General features: G+C 33.0%; 18 protein-coding genes. 7 read left to right on the top strand and 11 right to left on the bottom strand.

Annotated features, from left to right (window positions below; all coding sequences use genetic code 11):
- Together arsB and KA858_RS06205 are read right to left on the bottom strand one after the other, a co-directional pair.
- Nucleotides 1–762 (bottom strand): arsenite/antimonite efflux transporter (gene arsB, locus KA858_RS06210; protein ID WP_210135253.1); only part of this gene is annotated, 762 nt, incomplete at its 3' end.
- Nucleotides 759–1,076, bottom strand: a complete 318-nt coding sequence (locus KA858_RS06205) for an ArsR/SmtB family transcription factor (protein ID WP_011274435.1) — start codon at nucleotides 1,074–1,076, stop codon at nucleotides 759–761. The genes arsB and KA858_RS06205, both read right to left, overlap by 4 nt.
- Nucleotides 1,077–1,344: 268 nt before the next feature.
- Between KA858_RS06205 and KA858_RS06200 the strand changes: the two genes are divergently transcribed.
- From KA858_RS06200 to KA858_RS06190, 3 genes are all read left to right on the top strand, one after another.
- Nucleotides 1,345–3,405 carry a heavy metal translocating P-type ATPase gene (locus KA858_RS06200; protein ID WP_210135252.1) on the top strand — a complete coding sequence of 687 codons (2,061 nt, stop codon included), beginning with the start codon at nucleotides 1,345–1,347 and terminating at the stop codon, nucleotides 3,403–3,405.
- Nucleotides 3,406–3,422: 17 nt separating this feature from the next.
- Nucleotides 3,423–3,968, top strand: a complete 546-nt coding sequence (locus tag KA858_RS06195) for a YdhK family protein (RefSeq protein WP_000592150.1) — start codon at nucleotides 3,423–3,425, stop codon at nucleotides 3,966–3,968.
- Between the two features lie 427 nt (nucleotides 3,969–4,395).
- Nucleotides 4,396–5,610, top strand: coding sequence for a 3-hydroxyacyl-CoA dehydrogenase (locus KA858_RS06190; RefSeq protein WP_311558069.1), 1,215 nt, complete (start codon nucleotides 4,396–4,398; stop codon nucleotides 5,608–5,610).
- A 418-nt stretch (nucleotides 5,611–6,028) separates the two neighbouring features.
- On the opposite strand, the gene KA858_RS06185 is transcribed toward KA858_RS06190, so the two are convergent.
- From KA858_RS06185 to KA858_RS06160, 6 genes are all read right to left on the bottom strand, one after another.
- Nucleotides 6,029–7,303 carry an ISL3 family transposase gene (locus tag KA858_RS06185; RefSeq protein ID WP_031903877.1) on the bottom strand — a complete coding sequence of 425 codons (1,275 nt, stop codon included), beginning with the start codon at nucleotides 7,301–7,303 and terminating at the stop codon, nucleotides 6,029–6,031.
- A gap of 429 nt (nucleotides 7,304–7,732) precedes the next feature.
- Entirely contained in the window at nucleotides 7,733–8,440 is a 708-nt protein-coding gene (locus KA858_RS06180; RefSeq protein ID WP_031797728.1) for a Crp/Fnr family transcriptional regulator, read from the bottom strand.
- Nucleotides 8,441–8,504: 64 nt separating this feature from the next.
- Complete coding sequence (locus KA858_RS06175) at nucleotides 8,505–8,738, bottom strand: heavy-metal-associated domain-containing protein (RefSeq protein WP_031797729.1); 234 nt, start codon at nucleotides 8,736–8,738, stop codon at nucleotides 8,505–8,507.
- A 65-nt stretch (nucleotides 8,739–8,803) separates the two neighbouring features.
- Nucleotides 8,804–9,103: a hypothetical protein gene (locus KA858_RS06170; protein WP_026907429.1), complete on the bottom strand. Its 300-nt coding sequence runs from the start codon at nucleotides 9,101–9,103 to the stop codon at nucleotides 8,804–8,806.
- A gap of 47 nt (nucleotides 9,104–9,150) precedes the next feature.
- On the bottom strand, nucleotides 9,151–9,384 hold the full coding sequence (locus KA858_RS06165; protein WP_031797730.1) for a heavy-metal-associated domain-containing protein: 234 nt from the start codon (nucleotides 9,382–9,384) through the stop codon (nucleotides 9,151–9,153).
- A gap of 192 nt (nucleotides 9,385–9,576) precedes the next feature.
- Entirely contained in the window at nucleotides 9,577–11,430 is a 1,854-nt protein-coding gene (locus KA858_RS06160) for a heavy metal translocating P-type ATPase (protein WP_210135251.1), read from the bottom strand.
- Between the two features lie 348 nt (nucleotides 11,431–11,778).
- Between KA858_RS06160 and KA858_RS06155 the strand changes: the two genes are divergently transcribed.
- The 4 genes from KA858_RS06155 (at nucleotide 11,779) to KA858_RS06140 (ending at nucleotide 15,603) form a co-directional block, all read left to right on the top strand.
- Nucleotides 11,779–12,246 carry a helix-turn-helix transcriptional regulator gene (locus KA858_RS06155; RefSeq protein ID WP_031903878.1) on the top strand — a complete coding sequence of 156 codons (468 nt, stop codon included), beginning with the start codon at nucleotides 11,779–11,781 and terminating at the stop codon, nucleotides 12,244–12,246.
- Nucleotides 12,247–13,068: 822 nt separating this feature from the next.
- Entirely contained in the window at nucleotides 13,069–13,428 is a 360-nt protein-coding gene (locus KA858_RS06150) for a transposase (RefSeq protein ID WP_224728017.1), read from the top strand.
- Between the two features lie 31 nt (nucleotides 13,429–13,459).
- Nucleotides 13,460–13,717 carry an IS3 family transposase gene (locus tag KA858_RS06145; protein WP_049949289.1) on the top strand — a complete coding sequence of 86 codons (258 nt, stop codon included), beginning with the start codon at nucleotides 13,460–13,462 and terminating at the stop codon, nucleotides 13,715–13,717.
- 137 nt (nucleotides 13,718–13,854) lie between these two features.
- Nucleotides 13,855–15,603: a heavy metal translocating P-type ATPase gene (locus tag KA858_RS06140; protein ID WP_078099302.1), complete on the top strand. Its 1,749-nt coding sequence runs from the start codon at nucleotides 13,855–13,857 to the stop codon at nucleotides 15,601–15,603.
- A gap of 886 nt (nucleotides 15,604–16,489) precedes the next feature.
- Here KA858_RS06140 and KA858_RS06135 read toward each other — a convergent pair.
- The 3 genes from KA858_RS06135 to KA858_RS06125 form a co-directional block, all read right to left on the bottom strand.
- Entirely contained in the window at nucleotides 16,490–18,652 is a 2,163-nt protein-coding gene (locus KA858_RS06135; RefSeq protein ID WP_210125977.1) for a peptidase domain-containing ABC transporter, read from the bottom strand.
- A gap of 83 nt (nucleotides 18,653–18,735) precedes the next feature.
- Nucleotides 18,736–18,852 carry a bacteriocin gene (locus tag KA858_RS06130; RefSeq protein WP_210125978.1) on the bottom strand — a complete coding sequence of 39 codons (117 nt, stop codon included), beginning with the start codon at nucleotides 18,850–18,852 and terminating at the stop codon, nucleotides 18,736–18,738.
- A gap of 29 nt (nucleotides 18,853–18,881) precedes the next feature.
- Entirely contained in the window at nucleotides 18,882–19,064 is a 183-nt protein-coding gene (locus KA858_RS06125) for a bacteriocin (RefSeq protein ID WP_053023292.1), read from the bottom strand.
- Nucleotides 19,065–19,510: the final 446 nt, after the last annotated feature.

The following is a 19,510-nucleotide window of genomic DNA, read 5'->3' as shown; positions in this document are numbered from 1 at the left end:
AGCAATAATTGATACAGGAATATTTATAAACTCACTTATTAAATAACCAACTAGCAATACAGTGAGTACAATCCACGAGATATTAAAAAGCTTTTTGTCCTTAATCGCTTCTTTTGGTTCTCTAATATTTACTGCATCAAATTTTCTTAGGATAGACTTTCTGAAATAAATCCATAAGACAAGAATACTTGCGATTAAAGAGAATATATTAGGTATAATCATTTTACTGAAGTACTCAACAAATCCAATATCAAAGTAATCAGCAGAAACAATATTAACTAAATTACTAACAATTAATGGAAGAGACGTAGTATCTGCAATAAAACCACTAGCAATAATAAATGGGAATACCGCTTTTTTATCAAATCCTAAACTACGTACCATTGCTAATACAATAGGCGTTAAGATTAAAGCTGCACCATCATTTGCGAAAAATGCTGCTACAATTGCCCCAAGTAGCATGATAAAAACAAACATTTTTAAGCCATTACCTTTTGAGGCCTTGACCATATGTATCGCAGACCATTCGAAAAATCCAATTTCATCTAAAATTAATGAAATGAGTATAACAGCGACAAAGGTTAACGTCGCATTCCAAACAATCCCTGTAACTTCAATAACATCCGAGAGACTGACAACGCCTGTAATAATAGCGATGATAGCACCAAACAATGCTGTAATACCAATATCTAACCCCTTAGGTTGCCAAATAACAAACATGAGAGTTAAAAGAAAAATAATAATCGCTAGAATAGTCATTATGTACATTCACCTGTCTTTATCTTTTTACACATACATTGTTGAGTAGGAGAGCTAATATAAGTTAATTCATTGTTGATTGAATCTAAGGACTTATGATTAAGTCGGTACATGCGCTTAGTACCGTCTTTTCGTGTAGATACTAATTCATTATCTACTAGAATTTTCATATGATGACTTAATGTAGGTTGTGAAAATTGAAAATACGCTAATAAATCACAAGCACATAATTCACCGCAAGATAATAAGTCTAATATTTCTAATCGACTTGGATCCGATAAAATTTTTAATTGTAATGATAGTTCCTTATAAGACATATGGATGTCATCCCTCCTTTATTATAGATTATCATCTATATAGACAAATATCTATATAGATAATACTTTTTGCAATAATACATTTAATTAAAACCTTGTTTTAAACATCGATGACAAGGTCTAATGTAGGACGTGGAGACATCATTTTCGGAATGATATAAATAAATCCATAAATGGAGATAAATCGAAAATATTTATACCCCTAGGGGGTATGTGTTATAGTATAAGTATAGCTAATATAATATTTTCATAAATAGGAGGGGTTAATTTGAATAATAATGGTGAAGAGCATAATCATCAAAATCACATGAATCATTCCAATCACATGCATCATGATAACCATGCCTCACATCATCATAGTGGCCATGCACATCATCATGGAAATTTTAAAGTTAAGTTTTTTGTTTCATTAATTTTTGCAATACCTATCATTCTTTTATCGCCAATGATGGGTGTTAACTTACCTTTTCAATTCACATTTCCAGGTTCTGAATGGGTAGTGTTAATATTAAGTACAATTTTATTCTTTTATGGTGGTAAACCGTTCTTGTCTGGTGGTAAAGATGAAATTGCTACAAAAAAACCAGGCATGATGACCTTAGTTACCCTAGGTATCTCAGTAGCTTATATTTATAGCTTGTATGCTTTTTATATGAATAACTTTAGTAGTGCAACTGGTCATACAATGGACTTTTTTTGGGAATTAGCAACCTTAATTTTAATTATGCTATTAGGACATTGGATAGAAATGAATGCTGTCGGAAATGCTGGAGATGCTTTAAAGAAAATGGCAGAACTGTTACCTAATAGTGCTATTAAAGTTATGGATAATGGCCAACACGAAGAAGTTAAAATATCAGACATCATGACTGATGATATCGTCGAAGTAAAAGCCGGAGAAAGCATTCCAACAGATGGTATTATCGTTCAAGGACAAACATCTATAGATGAATCCCTAGTCACTGGAGAATCTAAAAAAGTACAAAAAAATCAAAATGACAACGTCATCGGGGGTTCTATTAATGGGTCTGGAACAATACAAGTCAAGGTTACAGCTGTGGGAGAAGATGGATATCTTTCTCAAGTTATGGGACTTGTTAATCAAGCACAAAATGATAAATCTAGTGCTGAATTGTTATCTGATAAAGTAGCGGGTTATTTATTCTACTTTGCTGTAAGTGTTGGCTTGATTTCTTTTATTGTCTGGATGCTCATTCAAAATGATGTTGATTTTGCATTAGAACGTCTTGTAACTGTGTTAGTCATTGCTTGTCCACATGCTTTAGGCTTGGCAATACCTTTAGTCACTGCACGTTCTACTTCAATTGGTGCACATAATGGTTTAATTATTAAAAATAGAGAGTCTGTAGAAATAGCTCAACATATCGATTATGTAATGATGGATAAAACTGGTACTTTAACTGAGGGTAACTTTTCTGTGAATCATTATGAGAGCTTTAAAAATGATTTGAGTAATGATACAATATTAAGTCTTTTCGCCTCATTAGAAAGTCAATCTAATCACCCATTAGCTATAAGTATTGTTGATTTTGCGAAAAGTAAAAATGTTTCATTTACTAATCCACAAGACGTTAATAATATTCCAGGTGTCGGATTAGAAGGTCTAATTGATAATAAAACATATAAAATAACAAATGTCTCTTATCTTGATAAACATAAACTTAATTATGACGATGACTTGTTTACTAAATTAGCTCAACAAGGTAATTCAATCAGCTATTTAATTGAGGATCAACAAGTCATTGGCATGATTGCTCAAGGAGATCAAATTAAAGAAAGCTCAAAACAAATGGTAGCTGATTTACTATCAAGAAATATTACACCAGTCATGCTTACAGGTGACAATAATGAAGTGGCACACGCTGTCGCAAAAGAATTAGGTATTAGTGATGTCCACGCACAACTCATGCCAGAAGATAAGGAAAGCATTATAAAAGATTATCAAAGTGACGGTAATAAAGTCATGATGGTCGGAGACGGTATAAACGATGCGCCGAGTCTTATAAGAGCCGATATTGGTATAGCAATTGGTGCAGGCACAGATGTTGCAGTGGATTCAGGTGATATCATACTTGTTAAAAGTAATCCATCAGATATTATTCATTTCTTGACCCTTTCAAATAATACTATGAGAAAAATGGTGCAAAACTTATGGTGGGGTGCAGGTTATAATATTGTTGCTGTACCTTTAGCAGCTGGTATTTTAGCATTTATCGGCTTGATTTTATCACCTGCAATAGGTGCTATTTTAATGTCACTAAGTACGGTTATTGTTGCAATTAATGCCTTTACATTAAAATTAAAATAAAAGATAGGAGTTTTATTATGATTAAAAAATTATTTTTTATGATATTAGGATCATTACTAATATTATCAGCTTGCTCCAATAATGATGAAAAAGATAAAGACACTAATGACCAAAAAAGTGAGAGCCATATGAAGCATAATGATGAAAGTAAAGTTCCAGAAGATATGAAATCGACTAATGAGGGTGAATTTAAAGTGGGAGATAAAGTAACGATTACAGCAGGGCATATGCCAGGTATGAAAGGTGCAGAAGCTACTGTAAAAGGTGCGTATAAGACATATGCCTATGTTGTAAGTTATAAACCCACAAATGGAAATGAAAAAGTAAACAATCATAAATGGGTCGTAAACGAAGAGATTAAAGATGCACCTAAAGATGGATTTAGCAAGGGCGATACTGTTAAATTAGAAGCAAGTCATATGTCTGGTATGAAAGGTGCTACAGCCAATATAGATAACGTGAAAAAGACTACTGTTTACGTAGTTGATTACAAATCCAAAGATAATGGTAAAATCATTAAAAATCATAAATGGATGACAGGAAATGAGTTGAAAGCACGATAAAAATCTAGTTCTAAATTGAGAAATAAATAGATATAAAAATATCCTCCTTAATCAATAATTTAAATAACTTATTATTGTTAAGGATGATATTTTTTAGTGTGTAAATTAAAAAGAATTTTAGAAGAATAACATTTATCAAAAAACTGTTTATTACCTTATTAAATGATGACAGTCGTTTAAATATTAGTGATTTAGTGATTACAAGGTTTTACTAAGCGCATATCTACTATATAAGTTTAAACAATGCCACGAAATAAGAAGAGTTTTCCAAATTAGACAGTTGCGAGTGGAAATCTCTTCTTTTGATTTTCAAAGGTATATTAATTATACTTATGTTGTGAATAAATTGTGACACCCCATAAAAATAACACCTCATGATTTTGTTAATTTTTAGATGTCATAATAAAGGTATTTACTAAAATTATTTCTGAAGGGTAGTGTAGAGATGAATATTAAAAATGTAGTTGTCGCTGGTGGCGGTGTATTAGGTAGCCAAATCGCTTTTCAGGCTGCGTATTCAGGTTTTAACGTTTCAATTTATGATGTGAATAAAAAAGGGCTTGAAGCGGCAAAAGACCGTTTAGAAAAATTAGTACCGCGTTATATTAAAGATTTAGATGCGCCAGAAGACAAATTAAAAGCAACCGTTAAAAGCATCCAAACTTCAACAAATTTAAAAGAAATTGTCGCAGATGCGGACTTAGTGATTGAAGCCATTCCTGAAAAATTATCAATAAAACAATCATTTTATAAAGAACTTGGAGAAGTTGCGCCAGAAAAAACAATTTTCGCAACAAACTCCTCAACATTATTACCAAGTGATTTTAAAGATGCAACAGGACGTACAGATCGTTTCTTAGCGTTACACTTTGCGAACGAAATTTGGTTAAATAATGTCGGCGAAATTATGGCGACTAAAGACACAGATCGTGCTGTATTTGATGAAGTTGTTGAATATGCAGGAGCAATGGGCTTACACCCAGTGTCAATTAAAAAAGAACATGCAGGTTACGTTCAAAACTCACTTCTTGTGCCATTCTTCCACGTGGCTGAAGAAATGTATGCGAATGAAGAAGAAACACCACAAGAAATTGATAAAATTTGGATGAACGCTATACGTATGAACGTGGGTCCATTCGGTGCGATTGACGTCGTTGGTTTAAATACAAATACTGCTATCGTACAAGCAGAATATGAAAAAGACGGCACACCTTGGAAAAAAGTGTACGTTGACAAAAATAACGTCAAAATCCAAAATGGTGAACTTGGTAAAGCAACAGGTAAAGGATTCTACACATATCCAAACCCTGAATATGAAACTTGGGACATTCCTGTAGGCGAAAAACCATCTGACGAACATTTACAACAAGCCGTCGCGAATGACAACAATGGCGTGTTATCTAAACTGTTATTGTCTTTATTCAAAGCCGCTGAAGATTTATACGTTAACGAAATTGCAGAATACGATGTCATTGATACAACTTGGCATATTAACTCACGTTCACCTATTGGACCATTCGAAATGATGGATGCGATAGGTATTGATAAAGTCATTGAAATTCATGAAAAATACGACAACAACATTGATCAAGACGTGATGAAATTTTTAGAATCACGTCGTGGCAAAACATTTTATTCTTAAAAATGTGTGAATCAAATTAAGCGCGCTCATCTTCAAATAGATGGGCGCGCTTTTTTAGGATGTTCATCTTTTGTGGTGGGCAGATAATTAAAAGTAACTAATTTTATATTTAACTTAATCATAACACGTAGTAATCACTACATTCATTTAAGCGTACAGTTAATTATTAATTGTGCGCTTTTTGAGTACTATCATTTCTTTAATGCTCGCTTGCCAAGGCGCCTCACTTTAACTAATTTTGGCTTTGTTAAACAATGGAAGCCAAAATGGATTTTCAGTTCGGCTTGTTGCCTTAGGCGTCTCGCATTAGAAATGATTGTTACGCCATATAGTTATATGAGTGTTTGTGACATGTTAAGTAGCGATTACTACGTAATATTTATGCGACGTCATTTATTAATAAACCATGCTTTTTACGTCATTGATACAACTTGAAAATAATAAGTATTCTGGCTTTAAAGTTATTAAAGTTTCGATAACCATACGATACACGTTTAATTAGCTTAATTTTATTATTGATACCTTCAATCGCTCCATTGTTAAACATAGGGTGCTGGATTGTTGCGTAAAGGACATACTCGTATTTCTTATAGAATCGAATCACACGCCAAACACCACGCGATACCTGTTTCTTTTCGACACCTCGCAGTATTTCTTTGAAACGTAACCAATCACATTGTTTCAATGCTTCTCGAAGTTGGTGGACTAACATATATGTGTCATAGAGCTGTTGATCAAGATTTAATAGATACCCTAGAATATCTCTTGAGGTTGTGTATGTTTTGAAAGACTTTGACCAGAAGTATTCATAGCTATTAATATCTTGTCTGTCGGAAAGGAAGAGTCTCCAGTGTTTTTTCAGTTTCGTGTAATCGGTTGAAGATTTATAACGATAAGCATTCATAACAGAAATACGTTGCTTATTAAGTTCACGGTTAAGGTGCTGAACGATATGAAAACGATCAAAGATTAAAATCGCATTTGGGAATACTTCATGAACGAAGTTAATATATGGCTCATACATATCCGCTGTTACAGTTCTAACAGCTATTCTTTCACGTCGGTCAAAGCGATAGAAATATTCTTTGAGCTTATGAATGCGTCTATCTTCTAAAATATCGATAATCTGATTCGTTTCATTATTTACAAACAGAAAACTCATCGCCGTTGTCACGTTCTTAACGCTTTTAAACTCATCTATGGAGATATGTCTGGGTAAGCCTGATGAAGGTTTGACTGTCAGTGATTGTGAAAGTTTATGAAGACATCTTTTAACTGTACTCGGTGAAACACTACAATCATTGGCAATGTCTAGTTCGGATTGTACACGAGTGAGTCTATGTGGAATCGCTAACTTCACGCGATTCGTAATAAAACAGTGACTATCAACAATGCTTGTTTGAGCCGTGAAAGTCTTTGAACAGTGTAAACATTTAAAGCGTTCTTTCGCTAAGTTAAGATAAACATTAGACTCTTGAGATTTTAACAACGTCAAACGCGAAACACGTTTACCGTGCTTATGTATTTGCCCGTCATTGACACAACCACACTTCATACAAGCTTCAGGTTTATAAGAAAGGGTTCCATAAACAACTGTAGAAAGCTGACCACGCACTTCTACATCTTCCTCCACCTTCATAACTTGAATATTTTCATCTTTAATTTTTAGTAGTTTTAATATATCATTACACATAGGAGCATCATGTCTCCTCTCGATTTTTTGTTTGGTCACTTAAAATTATAGAGGCATGAGCGCTTTTTTTGTATCTAAAATGATTAAAAACATAAAAGGCGGGATAGCATTTCATGCCATCCCACCACAAAAGATGAAGAACCAATATAGAAAAGAAAGTGATGAATAATGTCTATTGTAAAAATTCAAGGAGTGAAAAGATTAGATAATGCAATAAATAATGAAGTTGACACAAAATTATGTCATCTTGGTAAAATAAGTGTCAAATAAGGAGCCATTTTTCTTTCTTTTTTGTAGATAGACATTGTTAAACCAACAAAAATTAGCAATCCATTTTATATGCTAATTGGATTGCTAAAAGGTTTGTTATTTTATGTTTTGTACTATTAAACTTAACCCGTTAGATAATGGCACGCTACCCTCTTATATTCATTCAGTATGAAGTAACAATTGATCTAAATCCATTATTTTAATTTTCTTTTTCGGTAACCGTTTGATCAATCCAAGTTCTTCTAGATTAGTAAATTTACGGCTGATTGTTTCTGGTGTGGTACCAAGATACGAGGCTAAATCCTTTTTGGACATTGGTAAGATAATCGTTGGACTATTGCCACTTCCCTTTTCAACATTCTCAGCTAAAAAGGATATAATGCGGGTTTCTACATTTTCAATCGCTACTTGTGTGGTTTGTTTTTCAGAATCCTTCAAACGCATAGTTACTTCTGACAGTATTTTTAATGAGATCTGCGGATATTTCACCAAATACTCTTGTAAATCCTCTCGTTTAATTAAACAAATGGATGTATTTTGTAGTGCTTCCGCATAGTTCTCATGAATACTTCCAGGTTGGAAAATAGCGACTTCACCTGTAAAATCACCGGGATTTAAAATGCGAACAAGTTGTTCTTTTCCAGAATCCGATAAGCGATAAATCCGAGCCTTACCCGAATTGATAATATATAAGGTATCATCTTCCTCATCTGCACGGAATAACATTTCCCCTTTTTGTAGATGAAGTGTCTTGGCAGATTCCGCAATCAAATCCATTTGTGAGTCTTTCAAATGGTTAAAAATAGGAACAATACGAATACATTCTGCATGTCCATGTTGGTGATGACAACATTGGTTTTGTTCCAAAATAACCTCTCCTTTTTATAAAAAGCCTAAGAGGGCATCTTAGGCTTCCTTTCTATTCACTCGATTAAGCAGGTTTTACCTTTGATTTGACAACAGGATATCCTAAGTCTTCAATTGCCTTTTCGATATCGTTAATAGCGACTGCTTCTGAATCAAAATCTACTTTTACTTTACTTGCATTGAACATTACTTTCAAGCTATCTTGATTCACACCGTTTATTCCTTTCACCGCATTTTCAATCTTTTGCATACAAGATGGGCAAGATAAGGTTTCTAATTGAATCGTTGCTTTTTGCATAAATCATTTCCCCCTTCATTTTTTAACGACCGTAAACCAATCTATTCTTTTGTTTTTGAGTTACTTTAAGCCTGATATGCTTTATCTACTTCTGATAACATCTCGAATGTGCCTGCATACGTTTCACATACATCTCCAGGAATGGTGTAGTTGTCTGTGATTTTTCGTAATTGAGCAAATTCAGCATCTAAGTCAGGTTTGTTCGTACCTGCGTCTTTTACTTTTCCACTAATTGTTTCAAACAATTCACGTACTTCAAAGGCTTCTGGGTGATTCTTACCATGGGCCCGTGTAATTGCAGTGGTGTATAAATCCAGTTTTTCAAAATGGTTTGTTATTACTTCGTTAAATGTTTGTTCAGACATTATTATTTCCCTCTTTCTATATATAATTTTTGTTATGTGTGTTTGTCTTAGGCAGATTTTACTTTTGATTTAACAACGGGATATCCTAAGTCTTCAATTGCCTTTTTGATATCGTTAACGGTGATCGTTTCTGAATCAAAATCTACTTTTACTTTACTGGCATTGAATAATACTTTTAAGCTATCTTGATTAATCCCATTTAATCCTTTCACCGCATTTTCAATCTTTTGCATACAAGATGGACAAGATAATGTTTCTAATTGAATAACTGCTTTTTGCATGAATTATTTCTCCTTTCATCTTATCTTTGACTTTTTTGTTTTCCCTCTTCTTCTTTACAATTTAAGTATAGCTGAGGTTCAACGAAATGAAATTGACGCAAATCAAGTTTCAAGAAAAAGTAGGGGAGTATTTTGTTCTTCCTACCTGAATACTTCCCCTTTATCATTCGTCAAGACCGCTTTCTATTAAATTTATCCTCTCAAACGGTATCGAAGCAATCTCATACCATTCAAGATGACTACTAAGATACTTGCTTCGTGAACCAACATCCCGATTGACATATTCATCCATTCACTAAATAGTAGGCTAGCAAGTAAGATTAATACCACACCAACTGCTATGGCGATGTTCTGTTTCATGTTTCTTGAAGTTGATTTTGTTAAGCCTAATGCGTGTGGTAAACGACTAAAGTCAGAATTCATTAAAACAACATCTGATGTTTCAATTGCAACATCTGTTCCACTTCCCATGGCGATTCCGATATCTGCTAAGGCTAATGAAGGACTATCATTCACTCCGTCACCGACAAAGGCAATGATCCCGCCTTCTGCTTGCATTTTTTCGATATAAGCAGATTTTCCTTCTGGAAGCATATGACCGTGTGCTTCTGTTAACCCAAGTTCTCGAGCAACTAAATCTACGGTTCCTTGGTTGTCCCCAGAAAGAACGACAAGGTTTTTGACCCCTAGTTTTTTCAGTTTTTGAAGATCTTTTTTAACACCTGGACGGATTTGATCCCGAATACCCATCAGAACGTTTAATTCTCCGTCGACCGTAGTTAACACAAGAGAATTCCCATTTTTCTCAAAGCGTTCGACGTCTTTTTTAGCTTTTTCGCTTAATTTCACATTTTCCTTTTCCATTAATGCTACGTTACCAACGGCTATACGATGAACACCTATTTTTGCTACAATTCCGCCACCTTTAACGACTTCGGTTTCTTCAACAGTAGAGAAAGTTGTCTCGCCAATATCCTGTAGGACAGCTTTCGCTAGTGGGTGGTCCGATTCACGCTCCACACTTGCTAAATATCCTAGAACCTCTTCAGTATTTTTTCCGTAAAATTCTTTTTCGGCAACTTCAGGGTTTCCTACTGTCAATGTTCCTGTTTTATCAAAAACGATAGTATCTACTCTGCTAAAGTCATTGATAACTTCACTACCTTTTAAGAGGACACCATTACGTGCACCGTTTCCGATACCGGCAACGTTGGATACAGGAACCCCGATAACTAATGCACCTGGACATCCTAAAACAAGAATCGTGATAGCTAGTTCAATATCTTTTGAGAAAAACCAAACAATAAAACCAAGGACTAACACAGCTGGTGTATAATATTTAGAGAATCGGTCAATGAAACGTTCTGCTTCTGATTTGGAATCCTGTGCCTCTTCCACTAATTCGATAATTCTACCAAATGTTGTATCTTCTCCAACGCGATCAGCTCGAATTTGGATCGTTCCATTTTCTAAGATAGATCCTGCAAATACTTCAGAATCAACCTTTTTACTTACAGGTAAAGATTCTCCAGTAATACTTGCTTCATTAATGTGACCTTCACCAGTTAACACTGTTCCATCTACCGGAACTTTTGCACCCGTTTTAACTAATAAAATATCACCTTCGTCTACATCATTGACATCTACTTCTTCAAATTCTCCGTTTTCCATTTGCTTTAAAGCACTTTCTGGTGCCAGCTCTGTTAATTCTTTAATGGCAGAACGTGTTTTGTTCAAGGTACGTTGCTCCAAGTATGAACCAAATAAGAATAAGAAAGTAACGATGGCTGATTCCTCATAATTTTGAATCAATACTGCCCCAATAACTGCAATGGTAACTAAAACATCAATACTGACAACTTTTACTTTTAATGCCTGATAGGCTTGGATTGCAATCGGCGCCACACCAAGAATGGATGCAATGATGAGCGACCAATTGAAAATGGCCATGTTGTCTAAGGAAAATCGTCCGAAGAATGCAAGTGCAATCAAAATTGCACTGACCAGTGTAATGGAATTCTTTTTACTTAATATATATCTTTGCATGTTGATTCCCTCCAATTTCATTTGTATTCCTTGTTGATGACTCTAGTATAGGATGTTTCTATAAAATAAAAATTGATTAGTATCAAGTTCTATTGTAAAAGTGAAAAATTATAAAAGAACAGCAAAACAAATCTAACTGTTTTACTGAATAACTCTTATATATTATCGAACATACAATAAAGATGTCTTGGTTTTGAGTGTCCTGTTTTTTACTACACGGTAGGATTGGCTTAATATCAACCTTTACTCGTTTTTTAGCTATTTCTACTGTTATTAAAGGCGTTGCGCGAACGTTGCTTTGTAAAAGAACCGAAAAATAATAGATTATAAGTCAGAGAGGAGTTAGCTATGGATATTGGTTCGAAAATAAAAACTAAAAGAAATGAATTGAATTTAACTCAACAAGATCTAGCTGAAAAGGTGTTTGTTACGCGACAAACGATTTCTAAATGGGAATTGAGAAAAAGTACACCGGATTTAATTAGTTTGAAATTGTTAGAGAAAGCATTAGTTGCTGACTTCTTCGAAAATGAGATGGTCAGTCAATCGGAAGGAGCAAAATCAATGAATAAAAAAATACAATTTAAAGATATTCTTTTTACTTTGTTACTCGGTTTATCATATCTACCCTTACGCATTTTATTTACCTTCTATGAAAAGCATCGATCATCAAAATTTTCAGCCTATATTGTTAAACCTGCTTTTATCGCTTTATTTATTTATTTCATTGCAAGTATTCGGTCAGAATTTCTCTTTTCAGTAACTCTTGTAACAATAGCTCTTTACTTTGCCTTCACTCTTTATCATGAAGCTTAATTGGTCAGTTATTGATGAAAAAAAGCAACAATTCTTGTTAAAAATTGAGATGAAAATTCTAATTGTTCACTAAAAGAACTTTAGCAATATAGTTCCTTTAGAGAACAATTATCCAGTTAAGACTACTGATTGACTTAGCAAATGAAACAGAATTAGCACAAGGATATGTACCTTTTTATGAAAGATATATACAAACCTTCCACCCAACATTTTTTGAATACGATCATCTGGTAGGCTTTTCTGACAAGCTAGATGAAAAGATTTTAGAAGTAAATAAAATAGATATTAGAAATGTAGATCAGCTAGAAGATAAACTTATGAAAGTTCTAGAAGTGTTAAATGAGTATAGGAAAGATAGTCCTGAATAGAAATCTAACGCCCTACTGTTGTTTTGACACCACCATAAAGCCAACAGGAAAGATTTATTAGCTTAATAGTGGGGGTTAACTTTATGAAGCATTTAAATCGTTTCTAAGAGCTTCTGATTATCTAAATATATAAATATACCTACACAACAAACAAAGCCAAACAAGAAGGCATATAACAAGTTATAGAGTTTATTTTATCTCTTTCAATCATTCAGTCTTTCAATCTCTTTTATATCAAGTTCTTTTTCTTCCAGATGATTTTCATCTACTGTATTTAGATTTTCTTGCTCTTGATAGAATGAATGACTGTTAATATTAAAACTATTAATATTAGAACTGTTAGTATTAGTTCTGTTAGTAATAAAGATGTCTTGGTTTTGAATGTCCTGTTTTTTAGGGAACGGTAGGATTGGCTTAATATCAATGATGCTAGACTGAATAACGGACACAGTAAATTGATAATAAATTAAGCTATAATGAAAGTAATCAATTTACAGGAGTGTTCGTTATGTCTAAAAGAAAATATGATCATAGCTTTAAAATGGAAGCAATTCAGTTAGTAGAATCTGGTAGAAAAGCAACAGAAGTTTCAAGAGATTTAGACATCCCTATTCAAACATTAACCAAATGGCTAAGTGTTTATCGTAAAGAAGGTGAAAAAGGATTTGTTGGTAGTGGTAGACGTACCCCTAAGAAACAGTCTGAAGTTGATCTACAAAAAAGATTAAAAGAGCTAGAAGAAGAAAATAAGATATTAAAAAAGGCTCTATGCACATCTTTGCCAAAGACCAGAAGTAATATACAGGTTTATTGAAGAACACCGACATGAATTTCGTGTTATAAAGATGTGTGAAGTGTTAGGTGTTTCAAAAAGTGGCTATTATGGTTGGAAGAATCGTAAACCAAGTAAACGTACAATTAGACATGATGTATTGAAAAAACATATTTATCAAATTTATATTCAAAGTCAAAAACGTTATGGTAGTCCTAAAATTACACAAGTACTAAGAAGCAAAGGATGTACGGTCACACAAAGAACAGTCAGTAAGATAATGAATGAATTAGGTATTAAATCAAAACGCTATATACGATATAATATGTAAGAAGATTTTTATTTTTCAGACAGCCTTAAAAAAATCAAAACGGAAGGATTTTTATCTTGTTCAACTACTTATTTACAAACAGGCAGGGGCAGTTTCTCGTTGCAGGGATTATCTTTATAATCCTCGGATTTGCATTGATGCCGGTAGAGGGTATCTACAGTTCCATTGCGTTTTACATCGCAATTTTCTTTCTCGGTTTCTATGCATCCAAGAATGCGGTCATCGAGACGATTAGAGAACGTTCACCAAACGTTGACTTACTGATGATTCTTGCTGCTATTGGTGCGGTCATCATCAATTATGAGTCAGAGGGTGCACTGTTACTTCTAATCTTTGCGGGTGCTGAAGTGCTTGAGAACTACGCGACTAGTAAATCCACAAAAGCCATTTCTGAACTGATGTCCCACCTTCCTTCAACAGCAAGTAGAATCGGGGCTGATGGAGAAATTACGGAAATTCCTACAGAAGAACTGATCCAAGGCGATATCGTCCTTGTTGCTAAAGGGGAACAAATCCCAATCGATGGACAGGCAGACCGTCAAGTATCGGTTAACGAAGCAGCGCTGACAGGGGAATCTGTTCCGGTTGTAAAAGAAAAGGATGAAGAAGTTTTTGCCGGTACGGTAAACGATGGCAACTCGTTTAGATTAACTGTAACGAAAACGAGTGATGATACGATCTTCTCGAATATCGTGCGTATGGTTGAAGAAGCACAGCAAAGACCATCGAAACTATCGAAAACCATCGATCGAATTGAATCGAAATATGTAATCTCTGTTTTAATCGGGGTACCGGTGTTTATCGCTATCCTTTACTTCTTTAATAATTTAGGATTTGAAGAATCATTCTACCGTGGAATGGTCATGCTGACAGTAGCAAGCCCGTGTGCGCTCGTTGCATCGGCAACACCAGCGACACTGAGTGCGATTAGTAACGGTGCGAAAAACGGTATTCTGTTTAAAGGCGGTGCCGCGATGGAGGCACTGAGCACGATGGACATTCTATATAGTGATAAGACAGGAACACTCACATACGGTGACTTCGTCGTTGAAGAATACGCAGCTGATGAAGATACATTAAAAGAAGTGGTAACGATTGAACAACACTCGAGTCACCCGATCGCAGAAGCGATTGTGAAGAAGTTTAAAACTTTAGATTTAGATAGTGTCGATGACAGTGAACCGGTAGAAGAAATCGTCGGCAGCGGAATGAAGAAAGGCGATATCATCGTCGGTAAACCCGATGCATTTAAAGACTACACAGACCCATCGAACTACAGAGATCAAATCATTGCTGGAAATACGAATATCTTTGTCGGAGAGAGTGGACAAATTACTGGATACTTCTCGCTGGCAGACCAAGTCCGTGATGAAGCAGTACATGCCGTTGAAAACTTCCAGAACTCTGACATTGAAGTCGTACTCTTAACAGGAGATAATGAAACTGTTGCAGAAAAAGTTGCTGGAGAAGTGGGCATCACAGACTACACCGCATCATGTCTCCCTGAGGACAAAGTACGCTTTGTAAATGAAAGTCAGAAGAAGAGTAAGATTGTCGGGATGATTGGAGATGGAATCAACGACGCACCCGCACTGGCAAACGCTGATATCGGTATTGCAATGGGAAGCGGATCATCCGTTGCGATGGAATCATCAGACGTCGTAATCGTTAAAAACAACTTACAAAAACTATTCTATAGTTTCATGTTAAGTAATCGACTCAATCGCATTATTTTAGCAAATATTATCTTCTCTATTAGTGTGATTGTTATACTTGTATTATTAAATATATTCGGACTCCTAAATCTACCAACAGCAGTGCTCTTCCACGAAGGATCAACGATACTCGTTATCCTAAACGGATTAAGACTATTAAGAGCGAAATAATAGTATATTTATCTACTGTAAAGAGGAATACACCTTGTATAAATCAATATTGCTCGCTGCAGACGGTTCGGAAAACAGCCTGAGAGCAGCAGAAGAATCAGTTTTCCTAGGCTCAGACGAATCGAGTTTCGTTAATGGACAGGTCTTGCAGTAGACGACGGAGGGACTGCATACTAAGGAAATTAAATGAGACATAAAATAAAGGAAGCCATTTCTGGCTTCCTTTTAATCTTAATTAAACTTCGCATCACTTATGATAACTCTCTGATTATCACACCCAAATTTAACTAAAAACCGCATCATCTACCGATAAGCAGAAGCTTACCACAAATAAAACTAAAAAATAGATTGTATATAACTTATTTGGAAATAAATTGTGAATAATATGGTTCAACAAGCTAGTTAAACAATACTACATATATTAAAATTCAAACAAGGTACCAGTAAAACTATGTATTAACAAGCTAGTTTGATGTTATCTAAAAGAAATCGATATAAATTAGGAGCCTTACATATTTCACAATATATGATTACTGTATATTATAATAAGTTGATTATACTTCTGTTTTTATTACAACTAGTATATATAAAACCAAAACAAACAATGTTGAATACCAAAAGAATATGTAAAAATAACAAATGAAAACTCATAAAAAATATTATATCGTTAGGGTTCAAACTAATAAAAGTTTGGTTGTTATTCTGAAAAAAATGCAACATTATAAAATTAAAAATGGTATAGTACAATAATTAATATTTAATAGTCTTAAATTCTTAATATGAGAAAATTTTAACAAAGTCTAAATTTGTAGTAACTTAATCTTAATAACAACCACATTATAAAAGATTGAAACAGGACATATATTTTTGCATTTTTAAGTATTGCTTAAATTCCTTGTGTTTGTAATTCCCATAATTTTTTATATTCCCCATTTAATTGTATTAACTGTTTATGATTACCTTGTTCTTTTACTTTTCCTTCTTTCAATACATAAATTAAGTCCGAGTTTTTTATTGTACTTAATTTATGAGAAATAATGATAACTGTTTTACCTTTTTTAGTTAGTGCGTCTATATGTTGAATTATTTTATCTTCTGTTGAGCTATCTAGAGCACTAGTTGCTTCATCAAAAATATAAATATCTGGATTTTTTAAGAATGTTCGAGTTAAGGATAGTCGTTGTGCTTGACCACCTGAAAGATTTGCTCCTTCTCTTTCTAACATGGTTTGAAATTTACTAGGTAATTTATTTATAAATTCATAGGCTTCTGCTAAACGTGCTGCTTCTATCATTTCTTCATCACTTTTATTTTTATTACTACCATGTAATAAATTATTTTTAATTGTATCAGCGAATAAAAATGTATCTTGAGACACGTAGCCAATATGTTGTCTTAATTCTGAAAGATCAATATCTTTGATATTATTGTGATCAATTATAATTTGTCCTTCAGGTACAGAGTAATAATTATTAATTAATTTTCCAATTGTAGATTTACCACTACCACTTTCTCCAACTATTGCGACTTTTTGTCCTTTTTTTATACTTAAATTAATATTTTTCAATACTGTATTTCGAAAACCATATTGAAAGCTTAAATTTTCTAGCTTAATTTCATTTTCAAAATTGAAAGCATGATTTGATTGAAGTAGTACTTGTTCAGTTTCTAAATCTGTAATCTCTGCTATACGTCTTGCAGCTACAAAAGAAGATTGTACTGTTGGTTGAATATTAATTAAACGTTCAATTGGATCAAGATAAAAGATAGTTAAAGCATTAAAAGCTAAAAGACTTCCTAAAGACAGTTGGTTATTCATCACTAAATAACTTCCTATCCATAAAATGACAAGACTAATCGTTAATTTAAGAAAATTATTGATTGATAATTGCAGATTAGATAAATTTCCTAACTTTAATAAGTTTTTGATTAAATTATTAAACTTAGAGTTTCCGCCTTTAAATCTATCTTTTTCAGATTGATAACTTTTAATAGTATAGCTCCCATCAAATGACTCTATTAAATATGAACTTAATTCTGCATTGTTTTCCGCTACTTTTTGATTATAATGTTCAAATGGTTTTCTTAATGCATAACTACAAATTATAAAAAATGGAATAAATATTAAGGTAATTAAAAGTAATAATGGACTTTGCATATAAAGTAATATTCCACCTAATATAACCATAAAAGTGTCAACAAGTAAGGTGATTGTTGAAGAAGATAATGCTTCTCGAATCTTAGATGTATCCATAAACCTTTGTAATATTTCGCCAGATTTACGTGTATCAAAAAAATTTATAGGTAGATGAAGTACATGATAAAAATAATTTTTCATTAAATTCACATCTATTTTTAAACTGAGTCTTAAAATAAGCTGATATCTTAAATAAGTTATAAATGCATTTATTATGTATAAGATTAATATACCAAAACTAATAATATGTAAATTTTTAACAAAATTGGATGGAATAATATTGTCTGTTAAAATTTTAAAATAAATTGCTCCCGTAATACCTACAAAATTAATTAATAAAGAAATAAAAGAAATTAAAGTTAGTTTTCCATAGTTCTTTTTAAAAATATCTGTGAATACTTTATAGTAAGAAGGAGATTCATTTTGTTCAGAAAAGGTATCCAATTTTTTCGTTAATACTACAATATTAGTCCATATATTTTGAAATTCACTAGCAGATAACTTGTATTTCCCTTTAGCTGGATCAACGATGTAAAACATATTGTTCTTTATATTTTCTACAATAACAAAATGGTCATATCCCTGTTTATTAATAACATGAGCAATTATTGGTAATTGAACTTCTTTTAAATTTTCTATTGATTCTGCTTCTACACCAGTTAGTTCAATTCCAATCTGCTCTCCTGCTTTTACTAATCCATACAGATTGGTGCCTAATTTATCCGTTTTTGCGTACTCTCTTAATCTTGGAATAGAAACTCGTTTCCCATAATATTGAGAAATCATAGCTAAACATGTTGGTCCACAATCTTTTTCATCATATTGCTGAATGAACTTTAGTTTCCTCGCCAATTTATCGACTCCTATTCTTTATATATTAAAAATAGTGGGGAAGTTTAAATATCCCCACCATTCTTAAAAAATAATAATGTTTATTATTTTTTAGGTTTTTTTGTAATAATTGGTAACACTTCACGAGTTGCTTTACCAATATCTCTCCAAACATCGCCGCCATTAATGTTTTTTAATTCATTTGAGTTTAAAGTTTTCATAATCTTTCTTTTCCCTCCAATGCTTTAAATTATCCATTTGCGAAACCGTCTGCGAACGATCTAAAGCCGCCTGCTGCTTTACCAGTAATTCTACCAGCCCAGCCAGACTTGCTAGTATCTCCTTCCCAGTCACTTAAGCCATCTTTAAAGCCTTCTGTGAAATCGTTACCGCCATTGATATTTTTTAATTCATTTGAGTTTAAAGTTTTCATAATCTTTCTTTTCCCTCCAATGTTTTAAATTATCCATTTACGAAATTAAAGATGAATGAGATGATAAATAGTTACCACCATTAATATCTTTGAGAATACATAAATTTAAATTACATATCTCTAAATATTAATGTACTTAAAGATTATCTTAAGTAATTTAATTAACAATTAATATGAGATTAAATAGTATTAAATTTCTAAATATTTTATCTATTATGTAAGTTACTAATATTTAATTAATATATACATTAATTTTTATTAGTATGAGAGAAGACTTTGAAAATGACTGCTCATAAATTGATAAACTATAACCGATATTTAAGAACTATACATAGTGAAAATTAAAAACCTAATTAAAGCGATCGTTATTATTAATGACGAATTGTAATATTAAGTGCAACACTAATAAAATTTCAAAAAAAAGGCCCATGATTGGCACTTTATTT

This window comes from Staphylococcus sp. GDX8P80P, assembly GCF_017893095.1.
Classification (GTDB): Bacteria; Bacillota; Bacilli; order Staphylococcales; family Staphylococcaceae; genus Staphylococcus; species Staphylococcus borealis.
This window is presented reverse-complemented; position numbering and strand designations above follow the sequence as displayed.